Raw genomic sequence first — 20,802 nt, 5'->3', positions numbered from 1 at the left:
AATGTTACCTGGTCCGGTTAAGGATCAGTTCACGGGTGAGTAGGCTGTTTTCCATCGGGATCTGCTGCCGGTTGGTTAGCTCCATTACCCGGACCCGCACCGTGCGGAAAATGTCTTCCAGGCGCAGGTCGGGCACGTCGAGCGCTTTCAGCAGCTCGGAGGTATACGGGCTGTTTTTGCCGTCGCCATCCAGGGCAGTCGATCCGGGTTTGGTCGAAAAGGTAATGAGTGTACCCGGAGGCGCGCTCATGCCTGCGAGCCCTTTTGCGCCCGAGCTGCGCGTCCAGGTGCGGCTCAGCGGATTGTCACGGCAGGCGTCCAGTATCATAATGTTCGTTCTTTGAGAATTTTCATCGTTGGAGGACATCTGGTCGAGGATCTCGTCGGCCGAAACGGCCAGTACTTTCAGCTCCATTTCGGATTGCGGGCTGATATCGACCGGCATCAGGTAGTTTTTGCCTGCTACCTGGATACCATGACCGGCGTAGTAGAAGAGCGCGACTTCGAAATCCTGGCTCTGCACGCTGCTGCCAAACTGCGCCACTGCTGCCCGAAGGTCGCCCTGGTTGGCATCGATCCGCTCTATGACGTTGAACCCGAGTCCGGTAAGTTTTTGAGAAATGGCTTTTGCATCGTTTTCAGGGTTCTGCAACTTGCTGCCCGACTGGTATTTCGAATTGCCGATCACCAGCGCAATGCGCTTTTTGGACTTTTCATACAGAATGGATAGCGTTTCCGAATGGCTGGCGCCTGAGCCATTGCTGGCGATCAGCCTGATGCTGTTTTTTCCTTCCTTCAATGCAACTTGCTGTGAAATCTGCATGCCGCCGGAGCAGCCTTCTTCCTTCACCGTTTTGAATGAACGCGCTGCTACGGGTGCGGGCGTTCCATTCACTTCGATCTGGACCTTTTCGGGCTCATTGAGCACGCAGGCGGTCAGCCTTACTTCCGGTCTATCGCTGTATGAAATATTACTCAGCCATTTGATTTCCGGCTTTCCGGCTGCATGGTAGGCGTTGAAAACATCCTTAATACCATTGTTATACACAATTTCAGCGATGTCTTTGACGGGCACGGTTACCAGGCCTTTTCCATTCGCTGATTTGTATTTTACCTGGTCAGGATAAACTTCCCTGATTTCAACGACTTTCTTTTCGCGTGTTCGCAAATAGAGTGTATCGGCGGGGGCGGTTCCCGCAATGGTCGGTTCCGAATGGGACAGCGCCAAACAGGTGAGGGCAAAAAAGGTAAAAATGTGTTTCATGGAACGTTGAAAAGGGTAAAAGAGGGCAGGAGTCAAAACGAAAGCGCGATTCTTAAACCGGTCGTCTGGTATGATGCATCGTAAAATGGCTGCAATGAAAGTTCTTTCTGTTTCCCCGCGAGTTCTGTCCGGGCTTTCTGAGCCAATTGCATATTTCTGAGTCCGATCAGATCCAGTGCAAGGCCGCCGATTAATGCAGCCGCGCCGCCGTAAATGCCGGGCTTGGCAAATGCGGCGAAACTCTCCTGTTTTTGGAGATCGCCCGCAGGAGGAGCCGTTTTATAATTCGTTTGATACCAGGTCGTGTAGGAATCATTAGTCCCCTGAACGGCCTTTTTATATTTGTTATAGTCGCCTGTCAATTTCAGCATTGTAATGGCCCCGGCCACAATCGCTACGCTACCCGCAGTGAGGAACGTCATGCTTCTTTTCTGGTACTTTGCGACTTTTCGCTGCAACGTTTCGAGCTGGGCCGTCGTGTTCCTGGCAGGTTCCTGCGTTACTTTTTCAGGCTCTGTCTGGAGTTCTGTTTTACCATTCTCATATTCGATTTTCCATATATCGGAGCGGAACAGGAAATAGTCGGGACCATTCGGATTGTCATATCTTTTATACCGGATATATTGGGAATCGGTACCCAGCACTTTTGCTTTGATTTCTTTCCCGTTTTTTTGAATGATTTTGTCCTGTGCGTAGGCTGTGGAAGAGGAGAAAATGCAAAAAAGTACCATCAAAGCCGGAATAGCGATTGTTTTCGGAAGGAGAGCATTTATGCTGCAATGCTTCTTTTTGCCTTTACTTTGACTGGTAGAGAATGACTTGTCCAAAACGTAGAGGATTGATGGTGATAATTTGATTTAAAAATAATCAATTATGTGTAAACGAGAAGCCCATACAATCTGATTTGTATGGGCTTCCCGTGCGGGCGATTTATTTATTGGTGTACTATTTTTACCAGAATGGGCACCACACTTCCTTTGGGATCTCCTTTTACTTCGTAAGCGATTTTACCCGGATCGTAGGCAATTTCTTTGGGAGATATAAATTCTTCTCCCAATGCCGCATAAGCCTTTTGTACAATGGTGCCTTCGGCTTTTTTTACTTTGTTGGCCAGCTCGTCGAGGTTCAATTCATTTTGAGATATAAATACCACGAAATAATCTTCCCCTTTCACTTCATCGAGGGTGAACGAAGTGTTGGCCGATGGCATAAGCACCGTACTGTTCGCCGGTACCATGGCCGAGGTTACCACTTCTTCGGAGTTGTAGGGGAAGAGCGCCGACACGCGATTCTCCTGGTCGGAGCCGAGAATGTACACGTAGGATTGCTTCGTATTGCTGATCATCATTTTAAAACGCGTTCCGGAGGCATACGGCTGGCTCATATTGTACGTGATCATCTCGGTTTTGCTGTTCGGTTGATCCGGTGTTACCTGAATACCCTTGTAGACCGTTGAGTGGACCGCCATTCCGCCGGCTCCGATAGAGAAATCGACATTGCCTTTAAGGGTAATGGCCTGTGGTTGCGGCTTGGCAGCGGGTTCGGGGAAAATCTGGTAGGCATTTCTGGTGAAGCGGACGAGGTCGTCGTATTTGGCCCAGGTGTAACCGTCCTTACCCCAGCCTTTGCCCCAGCTGTTGGCGATCAGGAACGATCCGCCTTTTACACTATCATCATAACCCACTACGGCCATCGCGTGGCCGCCAGCGGTGTTGTCAACGCTTTCTGCGGGAGATGCCTGCCAAAATTCGGCCGCTTCCTCGATGAACGACGGCGGTACCATCATACCGATCAGTACGGCATTTTTGCCTTCCACCAACGCGGCCTTGATCGCATTGATGCGTTGTTCGGGCGTTGCATCCTTGTCTTTCGGATTGAAGAGGGTCGCATAATCGGCGATTTTGTAGCCGGCCGCTTTCTCATCGCATTGTTCGTATTTGGCATCGCAGTCCGCAGGTGCGCAGCTCAGGAGAGCGGTACCCTTGGTCTTCATCACTTCCAGGGCGTCTTCGAGGAAAACGCCTTCCACACATCCGTTATCCAGCCCCGATTTGACTTGTCCGTACAACCAGCTGGGTGAGAACGCCGTTGCCGCGATTTTTGCCGGCTGACTGCCTATTCCCTGTTTGCCGGCTTCCATACCGGTGCGCATGTAGTACGCGGCAGCCCAACCCACGCAGGTTCCGTCTTGTCCCTGGTCGGCAATTTCAGGCAGGAACTCGCGGATGCTGTACGACGCGGGCATAGCGCCTTTCAGTTTCACATTGGACGATTTACGCGGGAGGCGCAGGTATTTGGTGTCGTCCATTTTCAATCCCATCCGGCGGGTTTGGGCCAGGGATTCGGATGCTGGAAAAAGAGCGGCCCATGCGAGCATGGATAAAGCGGCAATTTTGATGGAGGATCTCATTTCTGGTAGTTGGATTACGGTAAATATGGATTCAGTCAGGTTACTTTTCGGTTAATGTGAGCTCGATGATCTGCCAGTAGCTTTCTGCCCCGGCCGTGGCCCTGTCACGCATTGGTTTACGTTTTACCGATGTGACTTTCTCAGGGATCGGGTAGTCGCCGTCGAACCGGCTTACTTCATGGAAAGTGGTGCTGCGGCAATACCAGCGGTCGTTCGGACCTTTGCGGAACTGATCGTTCAATACCAATGTGGCTTTTTTCAATTTGTAGGTGGCCTGGCGGTCGCGGGCGCGGGTGAGGAATTCGCCGCGGGTGAGCCGCAGGTGCTGGCCGTCGGCGCTTTCGAGATTAATATAGCCGCTTACTGTAAAAAGGGAATCACTCTGATCGCGGAGCCGTATGAACTCGCTATCCGATACCCGGTGTTGGAGCCGGCCGATGAATGCCAGTGCCGTATCGATTTTCGCTTTGGCCGAAAGGTCGATCAACGAACCCAGCGCTACCGGCACCGCGGCGGTCGGCACCGCGGCGGTCGACACCGCGGCGGTCACGGGTAATATCGCCGCAGCAGCTACCAGCAACGCTGCGAACAAGGTTCTGAACATCAGGTTTGAAATCGGACTATTTTTCATCGGCGTATATTTTTAAGGTTTTCCGGTATTCCCGAGGATGGGCATCTGGTACTTGATCCTTCCCGGACATAAAACCTTATCACTTTTCATTTGCATTTTTTTCGATCAGATCGCTGATCAGCCAGCCTGAGTTCTCCTTCTCCCGTATAAACTCGCTCAGTTCCATTTCCCAGTCGCCGGCGGTTAGGTAAATTTTGCTGGATACCACAGTCTCGGCGGTCATCCGGCCGCTTTGCAACGCATTTTCGACTTTTTGCCACGCCTTGTCGCGGCATTCCAGGCAATGCGTAAATGGCGCTAGGCTCTGGTAATCATTCAGCCCGCGGAGCAGCGGCAGAAAGCTCACTTCATTCGCATTAGGCGGAAGTTCGACACGTGTCTCCGGGGCTGATGCTTTGTAAACATTTCCCTTTTCTTCCAAAAGCCGCCGGGGAGCGACGACCTTGATAATGTGCCAGTAAGCCGCGCTGTCGCTCGTGTAATCCTTGCGTAAATGTAATTTCAGGGTATCCGGCAGGCCGTCGCGACGCACGGTAACCCCGATCACGGCATTCATGGTACTGCGTTTGGGGATCATTATTTTCCCCCTTTGCACCGATTGGATAAATGCATTCACCCGGCTGGCATAGGGTTGGTACGGGCGCCCGGTGCCGGGTAACCGGGGATCGTCTTCATTGAAAAGCATTCTGAGCGTATTGTCGCTTCCATTTTCAGCTTTTATGGCATTGTTAAAGCGGTCAATAAAGTCGCTTACGTGCTTGACTTGCCCGCGCATGTAGCTTTCGGGCGCTCGTTTGTTAAGGCCCGTTTGCCGGGTAGTGTCGGTCCGCGAGGGGGCGATTTGCGCTTGCAATTCCGAAAAGGGTATGAGCAACGTGAATAGCCAAAGCCTGGTCATGGTGGTTGCCGTTAGAAACCGGGAATCGGGACAGTGTCTCTCACGGTAATATCGCCGAAGAATATCTTCAAATCCTCCTTCCCCGCCTGCGCGTACACGGCGGCGCTCTGCGCGGTTACGCGGATGTCCTTGCGGTCGCGGCTGCCGTATAGCAGGTTGCCTTGCTTGTCCATCCCTTTAAACTGTTGGTAATAGGTTGCCGTAGCGTGGTAATTCCCGTCGGTGCCTTTTTCAAACTCGGATACGACCGCCGCGTCGTAGTAAGTGATTTCTACCTTGTCGAACTTCACATTCATCAGGTTTTTGAAGTAGATACGCACGGGTACGGACGAGATTTTGCCGCTCCTGCGGGATACCTGTACATAAGGTGTATGCCGTTTTCCATTCACCATATAATCCTTTTCAAAAAGACTTACCGCGAGTTCCACGGCCTGTTCGCGTTGCTCGACGGAGAGACTTTTATCGGCGATAAGGGAAATGTAAAGTTGCAGGTCGTTGACGCGCTGCTGGGTAAGTTTCTGAAACTCTGCGAGTCTTTTCTCGTCCATTTCGGGTTGCGCGCGCAGCTGCCCGATGCCGGAAAAGAGGCCCACAAACAGGTAGAGGTAAATGTATTTCATCATGATGAGTCGGGGTAAGGTGGTTTACTTCGCTTTGCGGATCTCCTGCAATGTCACGAGATCATAGGTGCATCCATTTCCCAGGGTCGAAAGCCGCTCCACGAAATTGAACTCGTCGATCAGCGGGGCCGTGTTCACGATCCTTTTCAGGAAGAGGTCGACAGGCTGGGTTTCCACCGGTTTTTCAGGGTCGCTCATGTAAATGCTCACCTGCGCGGAAGGTCCGAAAAAGCCTTTCTGACCCAAAGTCCGTAACTTGTTACGCTCATGGAAGCCCAGTTTTTCATCTGCAAGTACGTTCAGAAACCGGTTGATTTCCGTAAAACTGGTCTCCGCGCACGGCAGTACCGTTTCCGGAAAGCTTCGCACCCATTGTGAATGGTGTTTCAGGGAGTCCGGTAAGCTTTTCAGGCTTTCCTGCAAGCGGTTCTCGGCGTCGGCGAGAAGGGTTTCCCAGGAGACATGCGTGTTGTGGTTTTCGGCATATGCCATCGCCTGTATCCAGGTATTGCTGTAAAAACTGCCTTCATTAGGATGTGCGGTTGCCCTTTCACCTTTTTTTGCACTGCTGATGAGCAGGTCGCCATTGGCTTCGACGAAGAGTTTACGGAGGATTTTGGTATCCTGCGTCACCCCGATCCCTTTCAGCACGGGCGTGGCCGAGCGCATTCCGCGCCTGCCCGGGAAGAGGTTATTACAGCAATCGCCCATGGTAAGGCAAAAACGGGGTTTCTTTTCTTTCAGCAGCCGATGAACCGTTTCCAGTTCCATATTTTCATCTTTCAGATAAAGAATAGGGAAGTCGCTTTTTTCGGTTGCGGTATTGATTCCATGGCCGGTATAATAGAAGAAAATAATGTCTTCCGGTTTGCATTGGATTTTGGAAATCGCTTCCTGAATGCCCCCTTTTCCGAACTTGTCCTGATTACAAATCAGCTCCTGGTAATTGTATTCTATTTTTTTAGAGATGTTCCGTAAGGTGCCGGACATTTCTTCGAGATCTTTTTCGCAACTTGCTCCTAATGACGGATCTTTGGTGTCGGCCACAAGGACTGCGTAAAATGATTGCGCACGGCATAATGGGCTGACGAGTAGCATGATAACCAGTGGCCAATTGCAACGGATTCGGAATGTCGGAAAGGAAATCATCGCGCCGGATTGGGGGACAGGAATTTCGAAGAGGATATAAGCTTCATCATGAATGCTGCATCAAACTAATTTGAAGTCGACAAATAAACATGGATTTGCTTAAAGTAAGTGAAACCTGACGACTATTTTTTGCCAATTACCCGAATATAAACGGAATATTATTGAACGGTTTGGATTGGTGAGCAGCGATGATTAACAGCTGTTTGTTAACCTGTTTTCTAACCTTTTTCAGGGCCCGAACTGGCCCAGATCAGCTCCGGTTTATCATTTATCTTTTTACCCCTGTACATTCTGATAAACCGCCGCTGTTCTTCCAATCCAATGGATTTGGCCCAGCGTAATGCCGCCTTGTTAGGGACCGGAATGTCGATAAAGACGGGTAAACCATTAAAATGATGCAGCATCGCATCGCAAATCTGCCGGCCCGCTTCGGGTGTCGATGCGACCGCCGGGCCGAGCTGCACCGCATTGCGTCCCCTGCGGGAGCCTGCATATGCGAGCTCGTCTTCGAACATGGAATAATAAAAAGTATTCGAGCCGAGTAACGAATGCAGGAATGCCTGCCGATGCGTAGCTGTTACGCGGAAATCGAGGTCGAGAATTGCGGGGATGGAGGTCTCCCGTGTCCAGGGCATCGCCTCGTCGCCCAGGCTTCCCTGCATTTTGGGAATACCTTTCATTCGTACCACTTCATATTCTTCCTGAAACCCCAGTTTTTCATACAGCCCTTTTCCAAAAATCGTCGCATCGAGCCTTTGTGTTTCAACCCCCAGCGTGTCCAAATGTGCTATGGCGTGTTCCATCAGCCTCCGACCGATGCCCTGGTTCCGCGCGGAGGTATCCACCAGCACCATCGCAATCCAGGCAACGGGGGGCCGCTCACCGGAGTGCCGGCCATCCAAAATGCAGCTCGTAACAGTTCCGACAGGCGCCCCCGCCTGCTCAGCGAGGAAACATCCTTCCGGATGGAGCGCGAGCGCGCGGCGCCAGTCGGCTTCGAGCTGGTTCCAGCCTGCCTGCTGCACCAGCTGCATACCGAACGGGATGTCGGTAAGGAGCATTTGTCGGATGGTAATCGGATTTTCCAAGGTTTTAGGATTACGTATATACTAATGCGGTGATTTTGGCCGCCTTTGGGCGGGGTAGATTGATACATTTTTAGCTATCCGCTGATTTTCAATGGTGAAATATGCATTTGCCTGATATTTAATTAAAATCTAATCACTTTCAGCGGGTGTTGCAAATCGGGACCTCCATCTTTGCATCACTCCTGACTCTTCTTTTTGACGCAAACCTGATCGGAATATGTATGAAGATGAAGAAAACGATACTCATTATCGAGGACGACCTGCGGATTGCGCAGAACATTTACCGGGTTTTACAATCGGAAGATTTCGACGCCGAGATCGCCCGCGATGGGCTTGCCGGCAAAAAAATGGCACTGGAAGGGCGTTATGACCTCGTGTTGCTGGATATTAACCTGCCGGGAATGAATGGTTTCGACGTGTGCAGGCTCATCCGGCAATTCAAGCCGGTAATGCCCGTCATTATGCTCACGGCCTATGGCGAGGTGGAGGATAAGGTTGAGGGTTTGGGGCGCGGTGCGACGGATTATATTGTTAAACCGTTTGATTTCAGAGAGTTGATCGCTCGCGTGAATGCGGCATTACGCCTTTCGGTTGTCGGGAAATCGGGCGAGGGGAGACGGATATTGGGCATAGCGGATTTACAATTGAACGTCGACACGAAGGTGGTGACCCGTGCGGGGAAGTTTATCGGGTTGACGGCCAAGGAGTTCGCCTTGCTCGAATACTTTTTGCTTCACCCCGGTACGATCATTTCGAAGATGGACCTGGCCAAGAATATCTGGCATTTGAATTTCGACCCGGGGACCAATTTTGTGGAAGTGTACATTAACTACCTGCGTAAAAAGATTGATAAGGGCTATGATGTGAAGCTGATCCAGACCAGACCCGGACTGGGGTACATATTGATGGCGGAGTGAGTTTTGATGGGTTTTGTATCCAAAATGTGCCTCAGTGATGTCCAGACGCCATTTTTAATTTTCTTCTAATTTACTTTTAAGGATTTTCTAAATGGAAAAATGGTGACGGGAATGCACCGTTTCCCAATCTTTGCATTGTCAAAAACAAGAGTTATGCGATTTTACCTGATCGGGTTACTGGCCTGTGTGAACTTTGTTTCACAGGCCCAGGATACCCTCAAAGTGACCGTCCGGCAGGCGGACAGTCTCTTTTTAAAAAACAACCTGACCTTGCTCGCGGAGCGCTACCAGATCGACATAGCCAAGGCCGCCGAAATTCAGGCCAAACTTTGGGATAACCCCAACCTGAATGTCGAACTGAGCGCTTATAACCCTTCGCGGGGGTGGCTGGATGTCGGCAAGGGAGGACAGAAGTTTATCAGCCTGCAACAGGTCATTACCCGCGCCGGCAAGCGCACGAAGCAAGTGGCGCTCGATGTGGAGACGACGCGGAAAACCGAACTGGAATTTTTCGACCTTGCCCGGACGCTGAAATTCGATCTCCGGCAGCTCTTTTTCGAAACCCATTTCCTGCGCCAGACATTGCAATTGCTGGATAATCAGATCGGTACGCTGGCAACGACCGTGGAGGCGTTCGATAAAGAGTATGGCCGCAACAATGTGTCTCTCAAAGAGGTGGTACGCCTGAAAGCACTGCTTTTTCAGCTTAGAAATAACAGGGCGGACATTCTTTTTGAATTAACCGAAAACCAGCGTGATATGCGGATTTACTGCAATACCGAGGCTTATGTGGTGCCGGTCGTCGATAGCCTGGACATGGCGCGGTACCATATTGAAGCGCAGGTACCGGAACGGTTGCGGGAACTTGCATTAATGCGCCGGACAGATTTGAAGGTGGCCGAGTCGTCGGTGAAACAGGCCGAGTTGAACTACAACCTGCAAAAGACCCTCGCGAAACCGAATGTACAGTTAGGCGCGGTGTACGATCAGGCGAGCAATTACCAGAACCATTATTTCGGTATTTCGGCTTCGATGGACCTGCCATTCTTCAACCGGAACCAGGGGAATATCCGGGCCGCCAAAAGCGGGATTAGCTATTTCAAAACACAGGAAACGGCGAAAAGGAACAGCATTGCCAACGAGGTGAATGCGGCCTGGAACAAGGTAATCGTGGCGGAAAATACCTATCGGAGCGTAGAGGACCGCTTTACCGACCAGTTTTCGCAACTCAGCAGGGGCATTTACGACAATTTTCAGAAGAGAAATATAACCCTCCTCGAATTCATCGATTTTATCGAAACCTACAACGAGAGCGTGCGGGAGTTCAACCGGCTGCAATCCGACCGCATCAAAGTGTATGAAGAGCTGAACTTTGTCGTAGGGGAGGAATTATTCGCCTTTTAAACCATCAAATACACAATGCAAAAAATAGCAATTGCCATTCTGGGCGGAATGGTGACCGTATCGGCTGTGTCCTGTCGGAACCAAACCAGTCCCCAGGAAGAATCCAGGGCATTTATGCTGTCCGATTCGATGATGCGGCAGATCGTGCTGGATACCGTCAGAACGGAAACCGTACGCAACGAGCTGACGCTGGTAGGGAAGGTCGTGCCCGACGAAAACCGGGTGATCAGGGTGTTTCCGCTGGTGGGCGGGAACGTCGAGGACGTGAAAGTGGAGCTCGGTGACCACGTACGGAAAGGGCAGGAACTGGCCACGATCCGTTCGGGCGAGGTGGCCGAAGTGGAACGGCAAATGATTGAAGCACAGTCCGATCTGCTGGTTGCACGGAAAAACCTCTCTTCGACCGAAGATCTCTTTGAAAGCAAGCTCGTACCCGAGCGCGAGGTGATTACGGCCCGGCAAATGGTCGACAAATCGCAGGCGGAGCTCGATCGCGTGAAAGCCGTGTTTGCGATATATGGTCTTTCTAAATCAGCCGGTTATGTGGTCCGTTCGCCGATTGACGGGTTTATCGTGGACAAAAATGTGAACCGCGGCATGCAACTCCGCTCCGACAATTCGGAAAGCCTCTTTACCGTAGGGCAGATTTCCGACGTGTGGGTGATGGCCAATGTCAGTGAGAGCGATATTCCCAAAATCCAGCTAGGTATGGCGGCAGATATCAAGACGATCAGCTTTCCCGACGAGGTTTTCAAAGGCAAAGTCGATAAAATATACAATGTCCTTGACCCCGAAACTCGGGCGATGAAGATCCGCATCCAGCTTTCGAATGCGGGTTACCGGCTTAAACCCGAAATGCATGCCACCGTAGGCCTCAATTTCGAGGAAAATACACGGATGCAATCCATCCCGTCCAAGGCGGTGATTTTCGACAGGAGCAAAAACTGGGTACTCGTTTTCACGAGCAAAAGTAAAATCGAGGCTCGACCGGTTGACGTTTTCCGCAGTCTTTCCAAACGCGCATACATCAGCAGCGGGCTGGCAGATGGAGAAGCTGTTGTGTCTAAAAACCAGTTGCTTATCTATAATGCGCTGAATCAATGAATGAATGATTGAATGAGTTTTGAATGAGCGAATGAGCGAATGAGTGAATGAGTGAATGCCTTTGCTGGCCCTGTCTCCTCTATTTTCCCTTTGAAAATTCAGTCATTCAAAACTCGGTTTCATAAACGATCTATTCACTCATTCACACATTCAAAATTCACTCATTCACTCATTCAAAATTCACCCATTCACTCATTCAAAACTGAATCATGAACAAATTCATCAGGGGGATCGTTGGGTTTTCTCTTCGGAACCGCTTTTTTATATTTTTCCTGACCGGGCTGCTCGTTGTGGCGGGTGTGGCGAGCTACCGGGCGACGCCGCTGGAAGCTTTTCCGGACATTACCAACACCCAGATCATCATCGTTTCGCAATGGAATGGCCGCAGCGCCGAAGAGATTGAACGGTTTGTGACACAGCCGATCGAGATCGCGATGAACTCCGTGCAGAAGAAAGCCAACGTGCGGAGCGTGACGATGTTCGGGTTGTCGGTGATCAAGATCATATTCGACGACGGGGTTGAGGATTTCTTTGCCCGGCAGCAGGTGAATAACCAGCTCCGGACGGTGTCGCTACCCGACGGCGTGGATCCCGAAGTGCAGCCGCCATACGGTCCCACCGGTGAGATATTCAGGTACACGCTCGAAAGCAAAGACCGCGATAGCCGCGAGCTGCTCACGTTGCAGAACTGGGTAATCGACCGTCAGTTGCGCAGCGTGCCGGGTGTGGCCGACGTGGTCGCATTTGGGGGAAGGGAGAAGATCTACGAAGTGCAGGTGAATCCTACTGCGCTGGCGAAATACAATATCACGCCTGCGGATGTGTACGAAGCGGTTACGAAAAGCAACATCAATGTAGGCGGCGATGTGATCGAGAAAAACGGCCAGGCGTACGTCGTCCGCGGGATCGGGCTGCTGGAATCGGTGCAGGATATCGAGAATATCATCGTCGAGTATGTGAAGGATTACCCGGTGCTGGTGAAGCATGTAGCGGATGTGAGAGAGTCGGATTTGCCGCGCGTGGGACAGGTTGGACTGGATGGTAAGGACGATGTCGTGGAAGGTATTGTGGTGCAGCGGAAAGGGGAGAACCCGAGCGAGGTACTGGCGCGTATCAAGGAGAAAATCACGGAGTTGAACACCAAAATACTGCCGCCGGACGTGAAAATGGTCACTTTCTACGACCGTGATAACCTGATCGAGTTCTGCGCCGATACGGTCAAGCATAACCTGGTGGAAGGCATTGTGTTTGTGACGGTTATCGTGTTCCTGTTCATGGCCGACTGGCGTACTACCGTCATCGTGTCGATCATCATCCCGCTCGCATTGCTTTTTGCATTCACGTGTTTGTACCTGAAAGGGATGTCGGCCAACCTACTTTCGATGGGCGCGATCGATTTTGGGATTATCATCGATGGGGCTGTGGTGATGGTCGAGGGCGTGTTTGTCGCGCTCGATCATATGGCGCACAAGCGGGGAATGGAGCGATTCAACCGGTTGTCCAAATTAGGTTTGATCAAAAAAACGGGCGGTGAGCTTGGTAAAGCTATTTTCTTTTCTAAACTCATTATTATCACTGCATTGATCCCGATTTTCAGTTTCCAGAAGGTGGAGGGTAAAATGTTCAGCCCGCTGGCCTACACGCTGGGTTTTGCATTACTCGGGGCATTGTTTTACACGCTAACGCTGGTGCCGGTGCTCTGCTCGTTTTTGCTGAACAAGAATGTGCGGGAGAGGAATAACCCGATCGTCAATTTCTTTGACAAGACTGTTTCGAAGGGTTTTGAATGGTGTTACGGACATAAAAAGATCAGCATGATCGCCGCGACGGCTTTCCTGGGTGCATCGCTTTTCTCTGCCACTATGCTGGGGACCGAGTTTTTGCCCCAGCTGAATGAGGGGGCATTATGGGTAACGGCCGAACTTCCGATGAGCATGTCATTGCCGGAGAGCGTGAAGATGTCGCAAAAGATCCGCCGCGACCTGAAAACATTCCCGGAAGTGAAGCAGGTACTTTCCCAGGTGGGCCGCTCCAACGACGGTACCGATCCCAATGGGTTCTATTTCTGCCAGTTTCAGGTGGACCTGGTACCGCAGAAAGAATGGAAGCGGAAAATCAACGTCGAGCAGCTGACCGATGAAATGAACAAATTGCTGAGCAACTATCCGGGCGTTCTCTACAACTACTCGCAGCCGATCGTCGACAACGTGGCCGAAGCCGTGGCGGGTTACAAGGCAAGCAACGGTATCAAGATATTCGGTTCCGATTTGCAGGAGCTGGAAAAATATGCGAACATCGCCATGGACGCTGTGCGGAATGTGGACGGGATCAAAGACCTCGGCCTGATCCGGAACATCGGCCAGCCGGAGATCAGCGTGATCCTCCACGACCACAAAATGGCGCAATACGGCGTGAGTACGGCCGACGCCCAGGCCGTGATCGAAATGGCGATCGGTGGCAAGACTGCCTCTATTTTGTACGAAGGCGAGCGGAAATTCGATATCAGGCTGCGCTACAAAGAGGAATACCGCGCCGATGAGCAAAGCATTCAGCAACTCATGGTGCCGACACTTACCGGCAGCAAAATACCATTGAAGGAGATCGCGACGATCCGTAAAATCACCGGTCCTGCATTCGTTTACAGGGACAATAACAAACGATTTATCGGTGTTAAATTTTCTGTTCGCGGAAGAGACCTGGGCGGTACCATCGCGGAGGCGCAGCAGCGCGTGAAGGAAAAGCTGACCGATTTGCCGAAGGGTTATTCCGTAGAATGGGTGGGAGAATTCGAAAACCAGGTGCGCGCCACCGACCGGCTGGCGCAAGTGGTGCCGGTGAGCCTTATAGGTATTTTCATTCTGCTGTTTATCATGTTCAGCAATGCCAAGGATGCAGGGCTCGTACTCGCCAATGTGCCTTTCGCATTGGTTGGGGGAATCCTTGCGCTGCATGTTACGCATATGAATTTCGGAATATCGGCCGGCGTGGGGTTCATTGCATTGTTTGGATTATGCGTGCAAAACGGGGTGATACTGATCTCGGTATTCAACAAAAACCTGGCGGCGCGGATGCCACTCGAAGAGGCCGTGCGGCAAGGGGTGAAATCGCGGATCAGGCCGGTGGTGATGACGGCCCTGATGGCGGCGATAGGCTTGCTGCCTGCGGCAATGTCGACCGGTATCGGCTCCGAAACGCAGAAGCCACTGGCCATCGTGGTGATCGGCGGGCTCATCACGGCGACCATTCTCACGTTGCTCGTTTTCCCGATTATTTACACGTTTTTCAACCGTAAAAAGCAGGGCAGAACATCCCGGTATGCGGCTTCCTAACCAGGTGTTTTGAGAGGGTTACCCAAAAATTTAACATGAACTAGATCGTTCATTTTCAGAAAGACATGGCCGGGCAGGAATAACTTTTGTGAGATTGTTCCAACCAAATCGACGCGGTTTTGCATCACTTAGCTGATTTTAAAACCAAATAACAGCTCATGAAAAAGTTAGTTTTGATGCTCGGCCTGCCATTCCTGTTCCTTGCTTGCAACGATGATGACAGTGGCCCGGGACTGCCTGCGCAAATAGAGGTTAACGACCAGTTTAACGGCGACAAGAAAGGATGGACAGCCGGTTTTGCCGATTACCCGGTGAAGATGGAAACGGATTGGAAGCTCGAAGAGGGGATTGCGAACCTGCCGGCACCACTCGATACCCAGAAAAAGGGCTTCCGCATTTCGGGGAATAACCATAGCGACGACCTGTTTATGTATTTCAAAAAGAAAGTCGCCGGCCTGAAACCGAACCAGGAATACAATGCGGCTTTCACGCTTGAATTTGCGTCTGATGCGCCCTCGGAAGGCTGGATAGGTGTAGGCGGGGCGCCTAATGCCGTAAGCGTAGGCATCGGTGCGGTGCCCATCGAGCCCAAAACGACCGTCGATAACCTGGACCATTACCGCATGAACATCGACAAGATCCAGCAGAAAAACGACGGCAAGGACATGAAAATCATCGGCGACGTCGGTAATGGAACGGATAAGGTAGGCTACAAGCTGCTCACGAAAACCGGAGAATTCAAAGGGAAGACCGACGCCAGCGGTAACCTCTGGCTCATTTTCGGAACCGATTCCGGCTTCGAGGCAACCACTACCTTATATTATACTTCCGTGAAAGTGAAACTAACGGAGGCGACTACGAAGTAGCATTCGTTTTTATCGAAAGTTCAGCAATGAGGCAGTTATGAAAGTAGCTGCCTCCTCGTTTTTTAGGCGGTTACTACAAAATTTTGTGCAGGATCATTTTAATCACCAGCGCAGAGTCGGGGTGGACATTGGAAGGATATTCCTTTCGCTTCACCAGATAAGGCGGCGCGATAATCTGCTTAATTTCTCCCTCCTGCATTCCCATAAGCGCTTCATCGACAGCCTTAGTCGCCTGGTTGCCACCGATGAGGACCTTCACAGGTGTAGTGGTATTTTCATTGGAATACAATACCTGCCCCGTCCGGTAGCTTGTCGTTTCAAAAAGCAGGACCTCCTGCCCGATTTTCGCCTTCGGGCCATTGCCTTTCTTTAAAATGGTATATTGAAGGCCGGAGGCCGATTGCTGCATTTTAGTGGAGATGCAGGAAACGAGCAGGAAAGCAAGGACGAAAAAGCGGGCTTTTTTAAGTGCTGTCAGGAAATTCAACTTGCTGGAATTGATGCGCATACTGATCATGTGTTGAAGTACTTTAATAGAAAAGCCGTTTTCAACTGTTTTGTCTCAAACATATCAGTCAGGTGATGCGATATGGTTCGGATGGGTGTAAAAGTTTGTTAACGTGTTGTAAAAGTTTGCGTAACGATCTGTGTTTTTTTTAATTGTATTACCGTAAATCACTGATTGATAATTGTTTATGTGCTTCATTTAAGCCGCGACTTTAACGCTCCGATAAACCGTGCCTGTTGATCAATAAAGCAGGTGTGTGAGCAGTTATCGAGATAAACCAATCTCGACTTACCTGTTATATGAGACAAATACGCAATCTGTTTCTTTGAGTAAAGTCCATCCTGTTTTCCGTAAATGGCGTATACCGGGACCTTCCTGTTTCTGAGTTTTTTCAAGACTGGCGTGACATCGATGTTCTTTCGAACTTCATTTTTCCAGAGCGTTTCCACGGCCCGCTCGTTTTTCACGTACCGGGCGATTAATGTGTCGGTTGGGTAGGTCGAATAGATTTGCCTGGCTTCCGAATCGGGTTTTGGAAGGCTGAAAAAACTATTTTTGGAGGCGTGCGCAAAAACAGCCGTTCTGTAAGGAAGGGAATTATTATCCATTTCCCTGATGGCATTTACCTGTGCGAGATTGGCCGAATCGTTTTGATCCCGGTAAATACGTTCAACGGATTTGAGAATGGTGTTGTACGACGCCTGCTGGGAAACCAATGCGCTTGCGAGGACAACAGACCTGACTTTTTCAGGGTGTTTTTCCGCGTAAAGCGTAGCAACAAGTCCACCGAAACTGAAACCGATTATATGGGCGCGGTTAAGGTGGTACTTTTGATAAATGGTGTTTAAATCTTCGAAAAACTCTTCGTAGTTCATCCTGGCGGTGCTGTCCCTGGACCTGCCTTCGCCGCGCCGGTCGTAAATGATTACATAAAATCCTTCATCGGCGAGTTTTTGGGCGGTCGTAGCTTCAAAGTAGACGGCGCTGCTGCCCGGGCCGCCATGCAAAAATAGGATTGGTTCGTCACTTGCTTTTCCGAACGCTCTGGAATACAAGGATTGTGCTCCGGCCGGGAACCCAAGCAAAAGTATAAGGACAGACAATTTTAAAAATGTACGCATTGTAACAAATCTCCTATCTACCATATTTCTTCACCCACTCGACAATCCTCCCGGCCATATGCCTGGCCATCTCCGGTGGCGTACCTTCGCCGCCGTGGCCGCCGTTGGGTAGCGTAATGAGTTCGGAAGGTACTTTCAATTCCTGCAAATGCGCGTACATCGTGCGCGCTTGCGCTACGGGTACGATCATGTCTGCTTCGCCGTGCATGAGCAAGGTGGGCTTGAAGGTTTGGGCATAATACGGACTGGCGGCCCGGTACGACGGGGCAAATGCGCCGGGTTTCCAGGGATCGCCCGTGATGATGGGCAGTAAGCCCTCGAGATCGGATTGTTTGGCCCCTTTAAGGGTTTCGGGGGCATCGAGGCGGGTAGGGCCTCCGAGTGTGGTGACGGCGGCAATGACATTGTTGCGGTCGTATTTGTAGGTGTAGAGCATTGCCAGGTGGCCGCCGGCGCTGCCACCCCAGAATATGTATTTGTCCTTGCGCACGAGCCATTCGTCGGCGCTGGTGAGGATATGCGCGATGGCGAGGTCAATATCGTCCATGATTTCCTGATAATGCAAGTCGGTCTGGTTGGCCAGCCGGTAGTTGATATTGATGATGTTGAAGCCCTGCGGATAGAGGAAATCCTTCATGAAATTGCAGGCTTCCTTATCCCCGTTCATCCAGCCGCCACCATGCACGAGGATCACGAGCGGTGTCCCGCGCGTGCGCTTCGGGTGGAGGTATACGTCCATCTTGTGAAGGATATGTGGCCCGTACGATTCGTCGAAGAGCGTTGTTTCCTTGGCATCCGCATAGGTGGCCGTTTGGGCGGACGCTGTGGCGGCGATGAACATCAGGGCATACAACCAGCCCAGAATCAATTTGTTGAAATATGCCATGTGTTGTTTCATATATCATGTCGCGATTCCCGGACAGGGACCGGCAAGTTGCCCTGTCAAGTTATGTGCCCGATGGTTGCACGCAAGTAACCATTTAAATAAATTACACCTTGCGCATTGCCGGGTTTTTTATAAAATTGCTTGTTATCAAAGACCTGTCTCTATTGGAAACTTATACTCCCGGATTGCACCTTATTGCCACGCTCCATTCCGACAAAACGGCCTTATTGGCCGGACACGACGGTTTTAAGAGCCTGGCCGACGATCTCACCCGCACGTTTGACCTGCAAAAACTGGGCGAGGTATACCATGATTTCGAACCAGGCGGCTTTACGGGTATTATTTGTCTCAGTGAAAGCCACCTCTCGGTGCATACCTGGCCGGAATTCGGCAAAGTTAACCTGGATATTTACCTGAGCAATTTTCAGCGGGTCAACAATGGCACCGTACGGGCTATTTTCGACCGGGTTACTGCCTATTTCGAAGCCGAAGTTGTTTCTGAAAACCAAATCACCCGATAACCATGGGAACCAGCAAACTTGCGATTTGCCCATCCTGCGGCAAACCGGTGTATTTTCAGGGAGGCAACAATCTGGCTGGGTGCGGCTGCGGAAAAGTGTGGTACCGCGCGGGAGATGACTTGACGGAAGTCAAAATGGAGACAATTCAGTCCTCCGCTGATGTTATTCAGCCCGGTACTACAGGAAACTGGAAAGACGTCGCGTTTACCGTCACTGGCAGGCTGCGAGTACTTTTCGAAGATCAAGCCTACAATTACTGGACGCTCGACTGCAACGATGGTCTAGCGCGCCATTTAGCAGAAGGTTATGGAATGTACACAATCTGCGAGGCGCTGCCGTTCAATGATGCGACCATAGCCCGGAAATTCAGGTCCGATGGGCAGATGTTGAACCTGCCTGACGACCGGGAGTTCTGGGTAACATCCCGGAACGAAAGCCGCGCGATGGAAATTGAAGGCAATGTGCATGTTCCGGCCTTGCCCGACCGGCATAATAGTATTGACGCAACTTCCGATACAGAACATGTGGAGCTGGTCGCGTACAATGAAACGTTAGCCATCGCATTTGCTTGCTACGACGTGGAACCGGAACTGCTTTTTCTGGGTAATACTAGGGAGACCGGGCTGGAAGGGAAGGTTTTTGCCTGTCGCACCTGCAATGCTGAAAGCCTTGTGCTAACCTATCCGTACGGGCAGAGCTGGGTTTGCGGCAAATGCGGAACGCGGCATTCGTACGCCGGCGGAGAATACGCTACGCACGGAGCCCTGCATACTTATAATCAGGAATTTTGTTTCGATATCGGCGACGGCATTACCATTGAAGGCGGAGACTACCAAGTAGTGGGTCTTGCCCATAAATATGACACCAATTCGCGTACCGATTACTGGCATGAATACACCCTTTACAGTAGGCTTCACGGGTTTATGTTTCTCACCGAGTCGGACGGGCATTGGACTTACCTGAAAGAAACCCGGCATGCACCGAAGCCGACCGACGCAAGGCTGCACCGCATTATTTTTGATAAGCGGGAATTCAGGCGTTATTCCAAATACCATTACCGCATTCTTTATGCACTGGGCGAGTTTCCCGGCAATGTATTTTCGAACCATGAGAAAACGGAGTCGATGGACTACATTGCTCCGCCGGAGATACTAAGCATCGAGAAAGATCACAAAAAGCGGGTTACCTGGTTCAGAGGGAAATATGTGCCGCGTGGAGTGATTGCCGAGCAAACCACCAGCTCGCTTCTCGAGCGTGCGGGCATTGCTCCAGCGCAGCCATCATTCGTCAATGTGAGTACCGAAACGATCGTGAAATCGGGCGGAATTGCATTGCTGCTCGCGATGCTGGTGCAGATACTGACAGGCAGCACGCACACCAATCGTGTGATTTTTAACTCCGAGTATACCTTTTCGGATTCGCTGAACACACAGCTTTTTATTTCCCCCAAATTCGATCTGGAGAAAAGCAGCAGTAACCTTGAACTGGATTTTAACGCGCCGCTGAGCAATACCTGGTTAGAGCTTAATGCAACGCTCGTCAATGCCGTAAACGGTAATGAATACAGCGCCGAGGAGGGTATCGAGTTTTATTCCGGTACCGAAGACGGTGAATACTGGACGGAAGGTTCCCAGAACCAAACCATCCATTTCACCAAGATACCTGCCGGAACTTACTTCCTGCAAATGACAGCCAGTCGGGATTCAAATCAATATACCCGGGCGGGGCTGTTCACCGGAAAGCTGGTGTACGATGTCACCACGTACCGGAACATCTGGATTGTGGTCATATTGCTTTTCCTGTGGCCGGCGATCATGGGGACTATAAGGTACTATTCAGAAAGTGCACGCTGGGCTAACAGTGAGTTTGCCAATTCCTAAAACATGAAAAACATGAAAGAACTTTTAAAAGAACTCTTGCCGATGAAATGGTACTTTGTGTACGTGGCGGTACTGCTGGCCTGGCTGGCGTACGCCAATCTGTATGGCGACCGGATTTTATCGTTTGATAACCAGGAGCAATGGAGTTCCAGCGGAATCTCGCACAGCAACGGCATCATGCACCATAAATAGTCATTCAAACCTAA

19 protein-coding genes are annotated in these 20,802 nt (G+C 50.9%); 8 read left to right on the top strand and 11 right to left on the bottom strand.

Annotated elements, in window-relative coordinates; all coding sequences use genetic code 11:
* Positions 1-4: 4 nt before the first annotated feature.
* The 8 genes from J7619_RS31150 to J7619_RS31115 all read right to left on the bottom strand — a co-directional run bounded on the left by J7619_RS31150 (position 5) and on the right by J7619_RS31115 (position 8,060).
* On the bottom strand, positions 5-1,264 hold the full coding sequence (locus tag J7619_RS31150) for a caspase family protein (protein WP_291208503.1): 1,260 nt from the start codon (positions 1,262-1,264) through the stop codon (positions 5-7).
* A gap of 32 nt (positions 1,265-1,296) precedes the next feature.
* Positions 1,297-2,091 (bottom strand): hypothetical protein, encoded by a 795-nt coding sequence (locus tag J7619_RS31145; RefSeq protein WP_291208501.1) that lies wholly within the window; start codon positions 2,089-2,091, stop codon positions 1,297-1,299.
* Between the two features lie 107 nt (positions 2,092-2,198).
* Positions 2,199-3,674, bottom strand: a complete 1,476-nt coding sequence (locus J7619_RS31140) for a DUF4384 domain-containing protein (protein WP_291208498.1) — start codon at positions 3,672-3,674, stop codon at positions 2,199-2,201.
* A 40-nt stretch (positions 3,675-3,714) separates the two neighbouring features.
* Complete coding sequence (locus tag J7619_RS31135; protein ID WP_291208495.1) at positions 3,715-4,305, bottom strand: hypothetical protein; 591 nt, start codon at positions 4,303-4,305, stop codon at positions 3,715-3,717.
* 79 nt (positions 4,306-4,384) lie between these two features.
* The gene (locus J7619_RS31130; RefSeq protein WP_291208493.1) at positions 4,385-5,203 is read right to left on the bottom strand and encodes a hypothetical protein; all 819 of its coding nucleotides are present in this window, start codon (positions 5,201-5,203) and stop codon (positions 4,385-4,387) included.
* Positions 5,204-5,214: 11 nt separating this feature from the next.
* The gene (locus tag J7619_RS31125; RefSeq protein ID WP_291208490.1) at positions 5,215-5,826 is read right to left on the bottom strand and encodes a hypothetical protein; all 612 of its coding nucleotides are present in this window, start codon (positions 5,824-5,826) and stop codon (positions 5,215-5,217) included.
* 21 nt (positions 5,827-5,847) lie between these two features.
* Positions 5,848-6,921, bottom strand: a complete 1,074-nt coding sequence (locus tag J7619_RS31120) for a caspase family protein (RefSeq protein WP_291208487.1) — start codon at positions 6,919-6,921, stop codon at positions 5,848-5,850.
* Between the two features lie 269 nt (positions 6,922-7,190).
* Complete coding sequence (locus J7619_RS31115; RefSeq protein WP_291208484.1) at positions 7,191-8,060, bottom strand: GNAT family N-acetyltransferase; 870 nt, start codon at positions 8,058-8,060, stop codon at positions 7,191-7,193.
* A gap of 221 nt (positions 8,061-8,281) precedes the next feature.
* Here J7619_RS31115 and J7619_RS31110 point away from each other — a divergent pair, with 221 nt between their 5' ends.
* The 5 genes from J7619_RS31110 to J7619_RS31090 all read left to right on the top strand — a co-directional run bounded on the left by J7619_RS31110 (position 8,282) and on the right by J7619_RS31090 (position 15,680).
* Entirely contained in the window at positions 8,282-8,977 is a 696-nt protein-coding gene (locus tag J7619_RS31110; RefSeq protein ID WP_291208481.1) for a response regulator transcription factor, read from the top strand.
* Positions 8,978-9,130: 153 nt separating this feature from the next.
* Complete coding sequence (locus J7619_RS31105) at positions 9,131-10,381, top strand: TolC family protein (protein WP_291208478.1); 1,251 nt, start codon at positions 9,131-9,133, stop codon at positions 10,379-10,381.
* A gap of 15 nt (positions 10,382-10,396) precedes the next feature.
* Positions 10,397-11,485, top strand: a complete 1,089-nt coding sequence (locus J7619_RS31100; RefSeq protein WP_291208475.1) for an efflux RND transporter periplasmic adaptor subunit — start codon at positions 10,397-10,399, stop codon at positions 11,483-11,485.
* 209 nt (positions 11,486-11,694) lie between these two features.
* Entirely contained in the window at positions 11,695-14,814 is a 3,120-nt protein-coding gene (locus J7619_RS31095) for an efflux RND transporter permease subunit (protein ID WP_291208472.1), read from the top strand.
* A gap of 158 nt (positions 14,815-14,972) precedes the next feature.
* Positions 14,973-15,680 carry a hypothetical protein gene (locus J7619_RS31090; protein WP_291208470.1) on the top strand — a complete coding sequence of 236 codons (708 nt, stop codon included), beginning with the start codon at positions 14,973-14,975 and terminating at the stop codon, positions 15,678-15,680.
* A gap of 73 nt (positions 15,681-15,753) precedes the next feature.
* On the opposite strand, the gene J7619_RS31085 is transcribed toward J7619_RS31090, so the two are convergent.
* From J7619_RS31085 to J7619_RS31075, 3 genes are all read right to left on the bottom strand, one after another.
* Positions 15,754-16,188 (bottom strand): FKBP-type peptidyl-prolyl cis-trans isomerase, encoded by a 435-nt coding sequence (locus tag J7619_RS31085; RefSeq protein ID WP_291208467.1) that lies wholly within the window; start codon positions 16,186-16,188, stop codon positions 15,754-15,756.
* 194 nt (positions 16,189-16,382) lie between these two features.
* Positions 16,383-17,243, bottom strand: coding sequence for an alpha/beta fold hydrolase (locus J7619_RS31080; protein ID WP_291208464.1), 861 nt, complete (start codon positions 17,241-17,243; stop codon positions 16,383-16,385).
* Between the two features lie 79 nt (positions 17,244-17,322).
* Positions 17,323-18,207, bottom strand: a complete 885-nt coding sequence (locus J7619_RS31075) for an alpha/beta hydrolase (RefSeq protein ID WP_291208461.1) — start codon at positions 18,205-18,207, stop codon at positions 17,323-17,325.
* A gap of 152 nt (positions 18,208-18,359) precedes the next feature.
* Between J7619_RS31075 and J7619_RS31070 the strand changes: the two genes are divergently transcribed.
* From J7619_RS31070 to J7619_RS31060, 3 genes are read left to right on the top strand one after another with little or no spacing between them, the layout of a single operon-like run.
* Positions 18,360-18,716 (top strand): S-adenosylmethionine decarboxylase family protein, encoded by a 357-nt coding sequence (locus tag J7619_RS31070; protein WP_291208458.1) that lies wholly within the window; start codon positions 18,360-18,362, stop codon positions 18,714-18,716.
* Between the two features lie 2 nt (positions 18,717-18,718).
* Positions 18,719-20,596, top strand: coding sequence for a DUF4178 domain-containing protein (locus tag J7619_RS31065; RefSeq protein WP_291208455.1), 1,878 nt, complete (start codon positions 18,719-18,721; stop codon positions 20,594-20,596).
* A gap of 12 nt (positions 20,597-20,608) precedes the next feature.
* Complete coding sequence (locus J7619_RS31060) at positions 20,609-20,788, top strand: hypothetical protein (RefSeq protein WP_291208453.1); 180 nt, start codon at positions 20,609-20,611, stop codon at positions 20,786-20,788.
* Positions 20,789-20,802 lie beyond the last annotated feature (14 nt).

This window comes from Dyadobacter sp. (assembly GCF_017744695.1).
Lineage (GTDB): Bacteria > Bacteroidota > Bacteroidia > Cytophagales > Spirosomataceae > Dyadobacter.
The sequence above is the reverse complement of the archived record's forward strand: the minus strand, read 5'-3'. Positions and strand labels throughout refer to the sequence as shown.